The sequence below is a fragment of the Pelagibius sp. Alg239-R121 genome, assembly GCF_947331435.1.
Lineage (GTDB): Bacteria > Pseudomonadota > Alphaproteobacteria > Kiloniellales > Kiloniellaceae > Denitrobaculum.
The window spans coordinates 63,839-79,286 of record NZ_CAMZOF010000013.1; the positions used below are offsets into that span (position 1 = coordinate 63,839).

At 59.1% G+C, this 15,448-nt stretch carries 12 protein-coding genes; 4 read left to right on the top strand and 8 right to left on the bottom strand.

What is annotated here, in order from left to right; genetic code table 11:
• Positions 1–930, bottom strand: a complete 930-nt coding sequence (locus tag QMZ18_RS32505; RefSeq protein ID WP_282610600.1) for a trypsin-like serine protease — start codon at positions 928–930, stop codon at positions 1–3.
• Between the two features lie 583 nt (positions 931–1,513).
• Between QMZ18_RS32505 and QMZ18_RS32510 the strand changes: the two genes are divergently transcribed.
• The 3 genes from QMZ18_RS32510 (at position 1,514) to QMZ18_RS32520 (ending at position 3,425) form a co-directional block, all read left to right on the top strand.
• Positions 1,514–2,440 (top strand): OmpA family protein, encoded by a 927-nt coding sequence (locus QMZ18_RS32510; RefSeq protein ID WP_282610601.1) that lies wholly within the window; start codon positions 1,514–1,516, stop codon positions 2,438–2,440.
• 92 nt (positions 2,441–2,532) lie between these two features.
• Entirely contained in the window at positions 2,533–2,889 is a 357-nt protein-coding gene (locus QMZ18_RS32515) for a hypothetical protein (RefSeq protein ID WP_282610602.1), read from the top strand.
• A 143-nt stretch (positions 2,890–3,032) separates the two neighbouring features.
• Positions 3,033–3,425 (top strand): VOC family protein, encoded by a 393-nt coding sequence (locus QMZ18_RS32520; RefSeq protein ID WP_282610603.1) that lies wholly within the window; start codon positions 3,033–3,035, stop codon positions 3,423–3,425.
• 45 nt (positions 3,426–3,470) lie between these two features.
• On the opposite strand, the gene QMZ18_RS32525 is transcribed toward QMZ18_RS32520, so the two are convergent.
• From QMZ18_RS32525 to QMZ18_RS32545, 5 genes are all read right to left on the bottom strand, one after another.
• Positions 3,471–4,496 (bottom strand): M23 family metallopeptidase, encoded by a 1,026-nt coding sequence (locus tag QMZ18_RS32525; protein WP_282610604.1) that lies wholly within the window; start codon positions 4,494–4,496, stop codon positions 3,471–3,473.
• A gap of 80 nt (positions 4,497–4,576) precedes the next feature.
• Positions 4,577–5,707 (bottom strand): tRNA epoxyqueuosine(34) reductase QueG, encoded by a 1,131-nt coding sequence (gene queG, locus QMZ18_RS32530; protein ID WP_282610605.1) that lies wholly within the window; start codon positions 5,705–5,707, stop codon positions 4,577–4,579.
• 12 nt (positions 5,708–5,719) lie between these two features.
• Positions 5,720–6,853 (bottom strand): tRNA guanosine(34) transglycosylase Tgt, encoded by a 1,134-nt coding sequence (tgt, locus tag QMZ18_RS32535; protein WP_282610606.1) that lies wholly within the window; start codon positions 6,851–6,853, stop codon positions 5,720–5,722.
• Positions 6,846–7,946: a tRNA preQ1(34) S-adenosylmethionine ribosyltransferase-isomerase QueA gene (queA, locus tag QMZ18_RS32540; protein WP_282610780.1), complete on the bottom strand. Its 1,101-nt coding sequence runs from the start codon at positions 7,944–7,946 to the stop codon at positions 6,846–6,848. The genes tgt and queA overlap by 8 nt, the downstream gene beginning before the upstream one ends.
• A 999-nt stretch (positions 7,947–8,945) precedes the next feature.
• Positions 8,946–10,484, bottom strand: a complete 1,539-nt coding sequence (locus QMZ18_RS32545) for a helix-turn-helix domain-containing protein (protein WP_282610607.1) — start codon at positions 10,482–10,484, stop codon at positions 8,946–8,948.
• A 266-nt stretch (positions 10,485–10,750) separates the two neighbouring features.
• Here QMZ18_RS32545 and QMZ18_RS32550 point away from each other — a divergent pair, with 266 nt between their 5' ends.
• Positions 10,751–12,706 (top strand): sodium:solute symporter, encoded by a 1,956-nt coding sequence (locus tag QMZ18_RS32550; protein WP_282610608.1) that lies wholly within the window; start codon positions 10,751–10,753, stop codon positions 12,704–12,706.
• 79 nt (positions 12,707–12,785) lie between these two features.
• Here the strand turns inward: QMZ18_RS32550 and QMZ18_RS32555 are convergent, their stop codons facing one another.
• Positions 12,786–13,622: a class I SAM-dependent methyltransferase gene (locus tag QMZ18_RS32555; protein ID WP_282610609.1), complete on the bottom strand. Its 837-nt coding sequence runs from the start codon at positions 13,620–13,622 to the stop codon at positions 12,786–12,788.
• A gap of 90 nt (positions 13,623–13,712) precedes the next feature.
• Entirely contained in the window at positions 13,713–15,398 is a 1,686-nt protein-coding gene (gene hutU, locus QMZ18_RS32560; protein ID WP_282610610.1) for a urocanate hydratase, read from the bottom strand.
• Positions 15,399–15,448: the final 50 nt, after the last annotated feature.

Below are 15,448 nucleotides of genomic sequence, written 5' to 3' on the forward strand. Positions count from 1 at the left end.
TTAGTGCGAGGCGTCGATGATCTCACCGAGGAGAGAGACAGAGGGTTCGCCTGTTACCGGCAGACCCATGTTGCTCTCAAAGGAGCGGATCGCAGCTTTGGACTCGACGGCCTTGTTTCTGCTGGCGCGTTCGCCGGAATAGCCCAGCGATTCTAGCAGGCTCGAGATAGTGGTCATTGGGACCGGTGACGCTGCACCGGCTTTGGGCGCCTGGCTTTCACCCCGGTTCATCTTTGCCCGAAAGCTTGCCTTGGACAAAGAGCCGGAGCGCGGCGGATGCTGCGCAATCGAAGTCAAAACCCGGTTGGCCACAACGTTGAATTTGCCGTCCATGTAGACCAGGAAGGGTAAGTCGGCGCGGCCAGGCTTTAACTGGCAGCGATTTCCGATTCGATTTTGGGCGGAGAAAAATCCGTCTGGTCCGCAGTCGAAACCCACAGTGATGGCATGCTGTGCATTGCGGCGGTATCCCGCCTGGATCAACGCACCCTGACCATTCTGCAGACGGCGAACCAGTTTGCGGTTGAGGTTTTTCAAACCGAGCCAACCGGCCTGACGGCCCAGCGGTTTGTCAAGTTTGACCAGTGCCCAGTTGTTCATGATGCTGGCCAGGCTGACTCCGCCATGTGCGCGGTACCCGGGGGCAACTTCGTAGCTCTTGACCTTGGAGTTGGTGACGTTGGTGTCGCGCTGATAGCCGGCAACGAAATGCAGTTCGCCCGGCTGCCACCACCGGCCTTCGGTGGCGTAGAAGAGGCAGTGCGCATCGGTCAGAACGTGATACTCGTCGACAAGAATGCCGGTACAGTAGCCGCGGCCACCTGTGTTCAGGCGCCCGACCGCACTCCAGGGATACTCGGCGGCGTCCACGATCATCGCGTCGGGCACGGCGTCTTTGTTTGCGTCTGGATTGACGTTGCTGAAAGTCATGCTTGTCTGTGTCGGTTGAGCCGTCACGGTGACGGAACCGAAGCCGAATCCCAAGCAGGCAATGCCTATCCCAATGTATTTAAGACCGCGCCGCGCCACAATAAATCCGCCTTTTCCAACTAACCAAAATAATACTTGTACTTACGATCTCTAAAGAGCGCGTGGCGTCATGCATAGAAGAAACATAAATACCGTACGCAGCAGTAGAGTACACAGCATTTATGAAGCATTTGAGGCTTGTCCCATGTTAAATTTGGGGCATGAATCTTAAAAAGTATTAACCTTTTAAACAATTACGCGCGAGGCGCGCGCGAACAGCGGAATCGCACAATCTTTTGGCACTAGAACCGAATACAGGCGACGGATGTGAAAGACAGTGCCCGCCTTCACCTAATCTTTCATATTTTCTAGGATCTTACGCGGCGGCATGGGAAACTGCAGCTTGCCCGGTTTGTAAAAAATCGCTATACCGCTGGAGGAATACCGCGTGTTTGGTGTGTTCGATTCTAATCGAGGAATAGGCTTGTCCGACTGTGACGATGCGCTTCGCAGCGGGGAGGGGATACAAAAAGTGGGGATGGGAATGAAAACGAAGTCTTTGATATTGGGCACCTGCGCTGCCTTGCTGGTGGCTTCTCCGGTATCCGCCGGTCCTCTCGACGGAATCTTCAGCGGATGGTTTGACACCGATAGTGCTGAAGACCTGAGCATAAACGGGACCGCCTTCGGGAATGCCCTGTATCAGGGTTACAGCGACCTAGCCGAAGAACGCGATGGCGCTTTTGATCTGACCGACAGCGAACATTTCAATCACAAAGCCCGTACCGCCGCTCGGCGCTCGTCGGTTCAGCCTGACGCGGTCATGGACCGCGATCTGACCGATGCCCAGAAGCCGATGTTCCAGGACGCGCTGGACCGCATGCGTATTGCATTCGAGCGTGGTGGTGTAACCAAGGCACCGCAGGCTGCCGCGACGGCGCAGGTCAGTTACGATTGCTGGATCGAAGCGACGGAAGCCAATCGGACCGTCCGCCGGGCCGACAATCCGAACGAAGATTCCTGTAAGGGCGAGTTCGAAACCGCCATGGCACAGGTCGAGGATGCAGCAACGCACGTCCTGACCCAGGTTAATTACACGCAGGAGGCGGCAGTCCCCAAGCCGGCACCGGCACCTGAGGCTGCTTCCTTTATTGTTTACTTCGAATTCGATAGTGCGAACCCCACACCTGTGGGCCAGGATTCCCTGAACGGTGTCGTTGCGGCTGTCAAAGCGGACGAGCGGCTTTCCGTGCGCCTCACCGCACATGCCGACAGCACCGGATCCAGCGCTTACAATCTCGCGCTGTCGCGCCGGCGTCTTGATGCCGTCACCGACGCTTTTATTGCCTCCGGCATTTCCCTTGACCGGATCAGCGAGGAAGATGCACTTGGTGAGTCGGCGCCTCTCGTACCCACCGGTGACGGAGTGCGTGAAGCGGGCAACCGTGCGGTCGAAATCAGCCTTTTCTGATTTAGATTTCCCCGACAGGCATTTGGTTCGAAAAGCTTCCGGCGCGCCTGCGATGTTTCAGACTCTTATTCAAAGCGTGAGAGGGCGGTAGAGTGGCGGCTGGCCTATCTTGTTGGCGCAGCAGTCTTGTGCTGGTCGGGCTTTTGGTCCTTGGCGCCTGCACACCCGAGCCGATCAAGACGGCACCGCCTTTAGAGATTGAAGACCAGATTGCGCCAAGCCTCGAGGGCGGGCGAAAGCCTGTGGTCTTGTCCTACTGTTACAGCAGTCAGCTGAATTGGTCGAAGCAGGTGTTGGCCACCGCACGCGAAGCCTGTTCGGGCGGGAAACTCCATTTCCAGGATGAAGACGTTCTCTGGACCAAGTGTCCTTTGTTTCAGCCGGTTCGCGTCACGTTTCTCTGCTATCCGCCGAACTCAGAGAGCTCTAAACAGTCGCTCCTTAGATAGCTTCGGTGCGGATCGACGCAGCGGACCAACGGCAGACCGGCTGATCATCCATTGAAAGTCAGCCTTCGGATCTCGATAGGTGAGAGAGCGCTTCACGTTCTTGGTTATTTCCATCAAGAACGATCGCACTCTATGCTAGCGGTATGAAACAGTGCATTTCTGCAGTGGCGCTCGTCATCGAAGACTATGACGCTGCGATCGCATTTTATTGTGACAAGCTCGGTTTTGATCTGATCGAAGACAACGAACTCGCGCCTGGCAAACGCTGGGTGCTGGTTGCACCGCCCGGATCGGAAGAGACCCGCATCCTCTTGGCCAAGGCCGACAACGATGAACAGCTACGCCGGATCGGCGATCAGACCGGCGGCCGCGTGCTCCTCTTTCTCCGCACCGATGACTTTCACCGGGACTACGAAAGGATGTGCGCGAAGGGCGTCACCTTCCTGGAGTCGCCACGTGAGGAAGACTATGGGACGGTTGCTGTCTTCACCGATCTCTACGGCAACAAATGGGATCTGATTTCACCCAAAGTCTGACTGTTTATTTGGGTAGAAGGCGGTGTCCATCGCACGCCTGTCCGATTAGCGAAGATCCACCGGAAGATCAGACTTGATGACCGCTTTCCCGTTGCGAATGACAGTGAAGACGGCGTGATAGTTACCCGCCGGCCAACCACGGGCAGGGCGCTTTTTCCCCGCGAACAACATGTACTGGGCTTTGTTTCTATCGAGCGTCGCCGTATTACGGGCCAACTCGCCCCTGGGACTGACAAGCGTGGTGATGATTTGATCGTTCTTTCTGAGATTGATCGCCCAACCCCAGGCCACCAGCGCGCGTGAAGACATAGCGGGCATGAAACCCTGCACTGTTCCGCGCTCGACATCTCCGATTTTTACCGGACCTTCGGAGAAGCCGATGTGGAGCAATTGCGAGGCCTGATACTCCAACTTCGCGAGTGTCTGTGTGGACCAGAGTGGCGCCGACCCCGCGCCGCAGGCCGGACCGCCTTCAGCCCCTCGGAAGGGATCGATGGTCTTGCCGTCCTTCCGGACCGACAGGTGAACATGAGGGAAGGATGCGTTTCCCGAGTAACCGACCAGGCCAAGCCGATCACCACGCGCCACGACGTCGCCTTCCTTCACGGTGAGCGAACCTTTGCGAAGATGGCAGTATTGGGTCTGCCAGCCATCTTCGTGCGTGATCACAACACCGTTGCCGCACTCCTTGTTTTGAACAGCCGCCCGGTCGGCTTTGGTTTTGACGAGGCGATCCTGCGTCCCATCACGCAGACCTGTAATTTGCCCGGCTGCCGATGCAACAACTGGAATGCCGCGCGCGACGTCAGCCAGAGTCCTGACCCGAAAGTCGGTGCCCTTGTGCCCGTCATAGGTCGCAGAACCGCAGGCATAGTCCTGTTTCGTGGGGCCTGGATCGACATCAACGTACTGCTGGATAAAACAATTGCTGCCGATTTCACATTCAAGAGGCAAGGAGAGTCCCATTTCGCTTGCTGGATCGGAGTCACGAAAAAAATACCATATTGCGCCGACGACAACAGCAATGGCGCACAACGCGAGTCCGGCCCTGTACCAGCGATTTTCCATCATGTTTTCGGTTCACCTAAAACTAACCGTGAGCTTTTTGAATAAGATTGGCGAGTATAGATGGTTGCCTCAGGACCGCTTGTCTAGCTCTCGCTATTCCATTCCGCCAACACTTCGGGATCACTTTCCCGAGCTCTGTGCTGTTCACACAACGTTGCGGCGTCCCCGTCCGGAGCAAGCTGTCTGAGTGCCCAGACCGCCATGGCCCGCACCAGAGGAGAAGCGTCATCCAGAAGGATCTTCACCACATCGAGGTGATCCTCTGCAGAACCGCTGTTACCGATCGCGATCAGGACGTTGCGTACGAAGCGGTCCCGGCCGACGCGTTTGATCGGCGAGCCGGAAAAGACCTGCCGGAACCCGGGGTCGTCCAACATGGCCAGATCTCGCAGGCGCGGTGCGGTCAGTTCGACCCGCGGCAGGAAGGCCTCTTCGCCGGTGGGTTCGGCGAACTTGTTCCAGGGACAGACGGCGAGGCAGTCGTCGCAGCCATAGATCCTGTTGCCCATCGGCTTGCGGAATTCCCGCTCAATATGACCTTTGTGCTCGATGGTCAGGTAGGAAATACAGCGCCGCGCATCAATCCGGTAAGGCGCCGGGAAGGCCTCGGTCGGGCAGACGTCAAGACAGCGCCTGCAGGAGCCACAGTGATCGATCTCCGCAGAGTCCGGAGTGAGGTCCAGGCTCGTGAAAACCTCGCCGAGAAAAAACCAAGAGCCGGCCTCTCGCGAGACCAGGTTGCTGTGCTTGCCCTGCCAGCCGATACCGGCGCGCGCCGCCAGCGGCTTTTCCATCACCGGCGCGGTATCGACGAAAACCTTCACGCCGGCCTGGTGTTCCTGGTGCAGCCAGCGCGCGAGCGCCTTGACCCGCTTTTTCAGGATGTCGTGATAATCCTTGTTGCGCGCATAGACCGAGATATTGCCGCGCTCGGGACGTGCGAGCAGCTCCAGCGGATTGTGCGATGGACCGTAGTTGAGGCCGACCACAATCACGCTTCTGGCGTCGGGCCATAGGACTTGCGGATTGGCACGGCGCGCTTGCGTCTCCGCCATCCAGCCCATGTCGCCGTGAAAGCCTTGATCAAGGTAGCTGCGCAGGTGTTCCTTGGCGTGCGCGCCCAGGGCTGCCGGCGCAAAGCCCACGGCATCGAAGCCAAGCGCCAGCGCCTGATCTCGAATAACTTCTTTGGGCTCAAGCGGCGCGTTGGTCATATCGTCATTTTTCTATAGCGGCGGCAGGTCGCCGGCCGCCTGCTGCCGGGCGAACTCATCAGCAAAATCATCCAGACGGCCGTTTTCAATGGCATCTCTCAGGCCCGCCATCAGTTCCTGATAATAATGCAGATTGTGGATCGTCAAAAGGATCGGGCCCAGCATTTCGTTCGCCTTGACCAGATGGTTGACGTAGGCGCGGCTGTAGCTGCCGCAGGTCTTGCAGGTACAATCCGGATCGATCGGACGAGGATCGGCCTGGTGCCGGGCATTGCGGATGTTGATCGTGCCGCGGCGGGTGAAGCCTTGCCCCGTTCGGCCGGAGCGCGTCGGCAGCACACAGTCGAACATGTCGATGCCGCGTTGAACGGCGCCGACGATGTCAGAAGGCTTGCCAACGCCCATCAGGTAGCGCGGACGGGCTTGGGTCAGGTGCGGCATGGTGGCGTCCAGGACCTGGAACATCACCTCCTGGCCTTCGCCGACCGCCAGACCGCCGACGGCATAGCCGTCGAAGCCGATCTCCTGCAGCGCTTCCGCCGATTCCCGGCGCAGTTCGGGATAGACCGATCCCTGCACGATGCCGAAGAGGCCGTAGCCAGGGCGCTTGACGAAAGCTTCCCGGCAGCGCTGCGCCCAACGCATGGAGCGACGCATGGACTCTGCCGCAACGTCGACTTCGGCCGGGTAGGGGGTGCATTCGTCCAGCACCATGGTGATGTTGGAATCCAGCAGGTGCTGAATTTCCATGGCGCGTTCGGGTGTCAGGTTGTGGCGGCTGCCGTCAAGGTGGGACCGAAAGGCGACACCCTCTTCGGTGATCTTGCGCAACTCGGATAGGGACATGACCTGATAGCCGCCGGAATCAGTCAGGATCGGCCGGTTCCAGTTCATGAATTTATGCAGCCCGCCCAGTTCCGCAATCCGCTCGGCGGTCGGGCGCAGCATCAGGTGATAGGTGTTGCCTAACACGATCTCGGCACCGGTCTCTGCGACGTTCTCGGGCAGCAAACCCTTGACGGTGCCGGCGGTGCCGACGGTCATGAAAGCCGGTGTTTCCGCCGTTCCGTGCGCCGTGTGCAGGCGGCCGCGCCGCGCGGCGCCATCGCTCGCCAGGACTTCGTATTTGAGGGCGTCTTCAGTCATCTCGAGCTGCAATCCCTTCAGGGGCGGCGCGCTGCAGCAGGCTACAGTCGCCGTAGGAGTAAAAGCGATAGCCACTTGCCTTGGCATGGGCATAAGCCGCCTGCATCCGCTCCAGGCCGGCGAAGGCGCTGACCAGCATGAAGAGCGTCGAGCGTGGCAGGTGAAAATTGGTCAGCAGAAGATCGACGATCCTGAAGCGGTAGCCGGGCGTAATGAAGATGTCGGTGTCGGCCGCAAAAGGGTGAAGCATACCCTCCTTGTCCGCCGCGCTTTCCAGAAGCCGGAGTGCTGTCGTGCCCACCGCGATCACCCGCCCGCCGGCTGCCTTGGCGGCGTTGATGGTCTCCGCGGTTTCGGCGGTGATCACACCGGTTTCGCCGTGCATCTTATGATCGCGGGTGTCATCGACCTTCACCGGCAGGAAGGTTCCCGCGCCCACGTGCAGAGTGACCGTGGTCCGCTTCAGGCCGCGCGCGTCCAGGGCGGCGAGCAGCTCGGGTGTGTAATGCAGCCCGGCGGTCGGAGCGGCCACGGCACCATGGTGCACCGCGAAGATGGTTTGATAGTCGTCGCTGTCCTGCTGTTCGCCTGCCGCTTCGCGTTGAATGTAAGGGGGCAGGGGCATGATCCCGTGCCGGTGCAGCCGCTCCAGAAGTTCCGGCCCTTCGGTGTTGAACTTGAGGGTAACTTCGCCTGCGTCGCCCTTGGCCATCACTTCGGCGGAAAAGTCCTCGGCAAAGTCGACCCGCTCGCCGAGCCTCAGCTTGCGCGCGGGCCGCGCGAAGACCCTCCACTGTGCCGGCGCGCCTGCGTCCAGGTCACCGGCCGCGTCGGCAGGATTTCCGCCATCGCGCTTATGAAGCGTCACCTCGATCTTTGCCATGCCGCGCCGGCCGGTCAGGCGCGCCGGGATCACGCGCGTATCGTTGAACACCAGAATATCGCCGGGAGACAGAAGCTCCGGCAGTGCCGCCATGCTGTGGTCGCCCAGGCTATCGCCCACCGACAGCAGCCGCGCGGCATGGCGCGGACTGGCAGGATGTTGCGCGATCAGCTCACGCGGCAGGTCGAAATCGAAAAGGTCGGTTTTCATCAGGGCATCGCGGGTTTGCGTATTGGGTATCTGGGCGCCAGGCATCTGGGCGCCAGGCATCTGGTCGGCCAAATTCGGGGGTTATCTAACACCTCGACCCGGCCAGGCAAAGGATTTGCGCTATTCACGTCCACCGTGCTTGGATCGGTCGTATCTAGGTGGGGACGGTGCGTTGATTGCTATTGAAATCTTGGCTGATCGGTCTTGAAGACCTGAAAGGGCTACAGCGAAGTAACGATGTTGCCTTGAACGGGCGAGTGCATGGTCTAGAGATCAATCCCCTGAGGCAGGAATAGCGTCGCCAATCCCGGTGTACAAGTCCTGCTCGACGGCTTTGCGTTCAACCCGTGGCAATCCCGACGGCAACCAGAACGGCGAGTGCGGCGAGAAGCCAAAGCCAGGAAAGGCCGTTTCCGGATTTCACTTTCCGATCTTCGGACATCGAATGCTTCTCCCATCGTCGCGCCGCAGGTTCTCGTCGCTCGCCGGTACCTTCAGACCTTTGGTGTGTCCACTGGCCTGTTCTTCGACCACGTCTTGGCCAGGTCTTTGACCAAGGACTCGGTCCGATCACGATCCGGGTCGCTTATCATCTGAACTGCATCGCCAACAGGGATGACCGGCAAATGAAGGTTGGAGTCAAAAATATTTACAGAATCGCAATTAAGTCAATAACATTATGTTTTATAAGGAAAAAATAGAAAATATTTTACTCTTTTACGCCCTATGATCTGTAAAATATGTAAAATTTTGGGTGTCATACTCTGGTTTGACCGGGAGGCGTTCAGCAGGCTGTGACTGGTCGATGGAATGACGAAAACAATCAAGAACGATCAGGCTCTCATCCATTGGGTTGGAGGGCGATTTACGTTCTTGATTAAAACAATCAAGAACGATCGCTCTCGAGAGCCTGATCGTTTTTCACTGATGCAGTGAAAAGCGTGAATCAGTCTCTCATCCATTGGGTTTGAGGGCGATTTACGTTCTTGATTAAAACAATCAAGAACGATCGCTCTCCAGGATCGCCGGGAAGGCACGCTGGCGGCAGTTCTTGCGTGCACAGAGACGGCAGCTCACGCCGACCGGAACGACGATGCTGCGGTTGGCGAGGTTGATGTCGTCGGCGTAGACGATTCCGGGAGCGAATTTGATGTCACAGCCGATCCCAACGGCAAAGTGGCTCTTGGGGCTGTGATGCCCGCCTTCTGCCTTCACGATGCTGCGGGCCAAACAGAAAAAGGTGCTGCCGTCGGGCATCTGCGAGACCTGCAGATTGGTCTGCCCGGGGGTCAGGAAGGCGGAATGGAGATTCAGCCGGGGACAGGCGCCGCCGTAGCGGGCAATGCGCAGACCCGATGCGCTGAAGCGTTTGGAGATATTACCGGCGATATCGACACGGACGAAATGGAGGGGGATGCCGGGATTGTCGGGCCGCTGCAGGCTGGAGAGACGCTGACAGGCCTGTTCGAAACTCACGCCGAAGCGCCAGGTCAGCTGATCCAGGTCGTAACGCAGGTCCTGTGCCGTCACGAGAAAATGCTCATAGGGCATCATCACAGCGGCAGCGACATAGTTCGCCATGACCTCACGGGCAAGATCGCGCGCGGCGTTCGATGAGAGATGCGAGCCGGCAATCAGGCTTTCCAGTTCTGCGCTGTAGTGCCGGACCGCCAGACTTTGCGCCAGCCGAAAGCAGCGGCTGCTCAGGACGGGGCTGCGGGCTTTGGCAAGTCCGCTCTCCGGTGGGGCGCCGGTCTCCAATCGGCGCCACAGCGCGGACAGGGTGCCGAAGCGCCGCTCCGGATCGGTCTCCTCCGACCCCAGTCCGGCATCGCTGCGCAGGCGCTTGGCAGCTTCCTCCAAGGCAGGGAAGTGATTGCTGTGCTCATGAATGAAATCGTCGAGTTCTTCGAGCGGTGGCGGGGCCTGTTCGCTGCGCGGCAGGCTGTCGAGAGTCGTCTGCTCGATCATCCGGGTCATGATGGTTGCGAGCTTACGGCTTTCTTCGGCTACGACGCCGATAAAGCGTTGGCGCTGTTCCGGTTCCAGGTTTTCGTGATCCTCGAGAATTTCCGAGAAAGACAGGATCGATGTCAGCAGCGTGCGTAACTCGTGGGTCGAGGTGGAGAAAAAAGAGTCGTCGGACAGGCGTTCACCCAGCGCCTGAACTTCACTGCGCGAATTTCGATAGGCGTGATAAAGCATCAGGATCGCCTGGCAGATGGCCGGTGCCGCGCGAACGGCCTCGTTCAACTCGTCGCGCTTGATCGCGGTGTCCCGGAAAAAGGGATCGCCGAAGAGTTCGTTCAGATCTGCGAGCAGTCGGCTCTCATCGTCTTGTGAAAAGGACTGAAGATCGACTCCGTAGAGGTCGGAAAGCTTGAACAGAAGCGGTAAAGTCAGTGGCCGCTGATTGTGTTCGATCAAATTTAGATAGCTGGCAGAAATTCCCACGCCCTTTGCCATCTCGAGCTGGGTCAGGCTCCGCTCCCGGCGCAGCCGGCGTACCTTACTGCCTAACAACGCTTTTTTGGCCATCGAACATTCCTCGACCGCCGCATCGATTTACAAACTTTACAAAATGTAAAAAGACTAGGTTATGTATTTACAGTAAAACAATTGCAAAATCAAGAGGTTATAGTAAATTTCCCTCGTCTGTGGATTGTTTACAAAAGCGAATCCATTTGGCGAAATCATGGATACGCTCCTCTCCACGGCGAAGTCGGGGTCACCCAGTCACTTCTGTAATGGGCGCCACGCGACCCCGTTCTTGACTTGGATCAGGAAAGAGGGAGGAGCCTGATATGGCACCAAAAGTAATTTGGCTCTTCGCCTTCGTGGGACTCTATTGGGCCTACTGTGTCTTCTGGGGCATCAAGGGAGCCATGACGGCGAAAACCGCGAGTGACTATTTTATCGCGGGACGCAGACTGTCACTTTGGGTATTCATCCTTGCGGCGACCGCCACGTCCTTCTCGGGCTGGACCTTCATGGGACATCCCGGCTTGGTCTATCGCGACGGTTTCCAATATGCCTACGCATCCTTCTATACCATCACCATCCCCTTTACCGGCGTCATGTTCCTGAAGCGCCAGTGGATGCTGGGTAAGCGCTTCGGCTATGTCACACCGGGCGAGATGCTGTCGGATTATTTCCGGGGGGATGCTATTCGCATCCTGGTGGTTCTGGTGGCGCTGCTGTTCTCGATTCCCTATCTGGGTGTTCAACTCGGGGCATCGGGCTTCCTGTTCAACGTCCTGACCGACGATCTGATTTCCAAAACGACCGGTACCTGGCTGCTGTCGCTCGTGGTGTTGATCTACGTGGCTTCAGGCGGCCTGCGGGCGGTGGCCTATGTGGACACCGTGCAATGTGTTCTGCTCGCGGTCGGTATCATGATCACGGGCCTGATCGCACTGGACCTGGCCGGTGGCTGGGCCGCTTTAAACCAGGGCTTTGCCAATCTGGCAGCCTCTGACGTGGGTAAGTGGGGCACGACCCCGGGCGATGCCTATAATGCCTACTTTGCCATCCCGGGCGTGATCCAGTTCACCGCGGGCCTCGGCAAGGAAACACCGGTCGGCGGGCTTTGGACGGGCATTATGGTGTTGACCTACATGTTTGCCCTGATGGGCATTCAGTCGGCCCCTGCCTTTACCATGTGGGCCTTTGGCAATGCCGATCCGAAACCCTTCGCGCCGCAACAGGTCTGGGCCTCCTCCTTCTGCATCGGTGGCATTCTATTCTTCTTCACGGCCTTTCAGGGTATGGGCGCACATCTTCTGGGGGCCAACCCAGCCGTGAGCGAAGCGGGCCTTGCGCTCTCCAACGTACTGGACGGAGAGGCGATATCCGCCAAACCGGATTCGCTGGTGCCGTACTACTTTAATCAGATTGCGGATGCGGCACCCTGGCTGGTCGGACTCCTGGCCGTCTGTGCCTTGGCCGCGATGCAGTCTACGGGCGCGGCCTATATGTCGACGGCCGGCGGCATGCTGACCCGGGATCTCTACAAGCGCTATCTCAATCCGACCGCCGACCATGCGACGCAGAAGCTGTTCGGGCGGATGGGCGTCGCCTTCATCGTGATCTCTGCGTTATTGGTGGCGACCTTCTCCAGCGATGCCCTGGTGCTCTTGGGTGGACTGGCGGTGGCCTTCGGTTTCCAGATGTGGCCGTCACTGGCAGCCGTCACCTGGTTCCCCTGGATCACCCGTCAGGGGGCGACCTGGGGACTCGCCGCCGGTCTGCTCGGCGTGATCTTTACGGAAACCATCGGTCAGCAGATCACCGGCGGGGCTCTGCCCTGGGGCCGTTGGCCTATGACCATCCACTCCGCCGGCTGGGGTATGCTCTGTAATCTGGCGGTTCTGATCCCGGTCTCCATGGCGACCCAGAACGCCGACGACACTGCGCATCGCATGATCTATCACAACTTCCTGCGCGAGCATTCCAGTCTGCCAGTGGATAAGAAGAAACTGGTGCCGATCGCGTGGATCGTCACTCTGGGCTGGATGTTTTTCGGTATCGGCCCGGGTGCGGTTATCGGCAACGATATTTTCGGTGCGCCGAACGATGCCGCGTCCTGGACCTTTGGGATTCCGTCCATCTGGGCCTGGCAGATTCTCTTCTGGCTCCTGGGCTGCGGGATGATGTGGTTCCTGGCTTACAAGATGGAAATGTCCACGGTGCCGGAGAAGGAGATCGAAGTGCTTGCCGAGGATATCGGCGATCTCGCGCCGGGCCAATCTCGTGGATAAAATCTGCAGTTAAGCGGCAAATTTGAGGCGCCATCGCGCGTTTGGTTACTTCGGGGAGGCATTGCGCCTCCCTCTTTTTTTACCGGTCCGGTTTTCGGCAAAAGACTTCGATGGGGAGGATGGCGGAATCTGCATAGCCGCGCGAGGTGTTCGCTGCTGCAGCTTTGGCAAGCTCACCATGGATGAGCTTCACGGCGCGTTGCGGCGGTTTCCCGCCCCGCTCGACCATGGCCTTTGCGCGGGCGTTGAACGCGAGAGTTTCTTCCTTCGTGTCGCGCAGATGAATGTCCGTAAATCCTGCTGCGGACAGACCATCCCGGGTTTCCTGCGGTGTGGCGAGAAAACTCGCGTCTGCCGTCCGGGCCCAGGGAGTCGGATAGTCCAGCGTGCCGCCGGGACCCTGCGCGATCTCCGAGAGAGCCAGCCAGGCGCCGGGCCGGAGCACACGGATTATCTCGGCGTAGAACCCCGCTTTGTCGGCGATGTTCATGGAGACATTCATGGAATAGGCGCCGTCGAAGGAGTTGGCGCCAAAGGGCAGGTCCAGGGCATTGCCTTGGTCAAAGGTGACGCGGTTTTCGAGCCCGAGAGAGTTGGTCAGGTGATTGGCGACCGCACAGAACTCCTCGGTCAAATCGATTCCACTCACCCGGCAGCCGAAGCGATCGGCGATGTAGCGGGCCGGTCCGCCGATCCCGCTGCCGATATCCAGAATGTGGTCTTTGTCCGAAACACTCAGCGCGTCGGCGAGTTCTTTCGTTGCTTCAAGGCCCCGGCCGTGGAACTGGTCGTAAGGCGCCAGTGTTTCGACTGACGCCTGTTCGAGCTCAAGACCGTCGTCCCTTAAGGTAGACAGCAGCCGTTCCAGAAGGTTGCCCTTGGTATAATGCTTGGCAATCGATGACTCACTGCTCATGTCACGGCACCTGCAGATTGATCCGAAGTCGGTCGGCAAGCTGATTACTTTGGGTCGCGCGGCCGAAGTGACAAGTGCGCGCAGACCTCCTCACTTCAGCATCGGCAGGTTCAGGCCATGCTCCCGCGCGCAGTCGATGGCGATGTCGTAGCCGGCGTCGGCGTGTCGCATGACGCCGGTCGCCGGGTCGTTGGTCAGGACTCGTTCCAGACGGCGCGCGGCTTCGTCGGTGCCGTCGGCCACGATCACCATGCCCGAATGCTGAGAGAAGCCCATGCCAACCCCGCCGCCGTGGTGCAGGGAAACCCAGGTCGCTCCGCTGGCACAGTTGAGCAGGGCGTTCAGCAGCGGCCAGTCGGAGACCGCGTCGGAGCCGTCCATCATGCCTTCGGTCTCGCGGTTGGGACTGGCCACCGAACCGGAGTCCAGATGATCACGGCCGATCACGACCGGGGCCGAAAGCTCGCCCTTTGCCACCATCTCGTTGAAGGCCAGACCCAAGCGGGCCCGTTCGCCAAGACCAACCCAGCAGATCCGCGACGGCAGGCCCTGGAACTGGATACGTTCGCGGGCCATATCGAGCCAGTTGTGAAGATGCGGATTGTCGGGGATCAGCTCCTTGACCTTGGCGTCGGTCCGATAAATGTCCTCGGGATCGCCTGAAAGAGCGGCCCAGCGGAAAGGGCCGATGCCACGGCAGAAGAGGGGGCGGATGTAGGCAGGCACAAAGCCGGGGAAATCGAAGGCGTGTTCGCTGCCCATTTCCAATGCCATCTGGCGGATGTTGTTGCCGTAATCGAGGGTGGGGATTCCCTGTTTGTGGAAGTCGAGCATGGCTTCGACCTGCACCTTCATGGATTCCTTGGCGGCCTGGGTGACCTCAGCGGGATTGCTTTCTTTGGTGCGTTCCCAACGATCCAGGCTCCAGCCTGCAGGCAGGTAGCCATTGAGCGGATCGTGCGCGCTGGTCTGATCGGTCACGGCATCCGGCCGCACGCCGCGTTTAACCAGCTCCGGAAAAATCTCCGCTGCATTGCCCAGCAGGCCGACCGAAATGGCACGGCCTTCCGCGCAGGCCGTCGTGATCATCTCCAGCGCGGCGTCCAGATTGTCGGCCTTGTGGTCCAGATAGCCGGTTTCCAGGCGCATCTCGATCCGGCTTGGCTGGCATTCGACCGCCAGCATGCAGGCACCGGCCATGGTGGCCGCGAGGGGCTGTGCCCCACCCATGCCGCCCAGGCCACCGGTCAGAATCCATTTCCCCTTCAGATCGCCGCCATAGTGCTGACGCCCGACCTCTACGAAGGTTTCGTAGGTGCCTTGCACGATGCCCTGGCTGCCGATGTAGATCCAGGAGCCGGCGGTCATCTGGCCGTACATCATCAGGCCGGCTTTATCGAGCTTATGGAAGTGATCCCAGTTGGCCCAGTGGGGCACCAGATTGGAGTTGGCGATCAGAACACGCGGGGCGTCGGCGTGGGTCTTGAAGACGCCGACCGGCTTGCCAGACTGGACCAGCAGGGTCTCGTCTTCATTGAGCTCCTTCAGACAGCGCGAGATGGTGTCAAAACTGTTCCAGTCACGTGCGGCGCGGCCGATCCCGCCGTAGACCACAAGCTCACTCGGACGTTCCGCGACTTCGGCATCCAGATTGTTCATCAGCATGCGTAAAGGAGCTTCCGTCAGCCAACTCTTGGCGGTCAGTTCATTGCCGTGCGGCGCACGGATCTGGCGCTGATTGTCCTGGCGGTTGTGGGGGCCGGATGTCGTGGTCATTGGGTCTCTCCAGTCTGTCTGATGTGAAGTTGTATATACAACTTTGAACA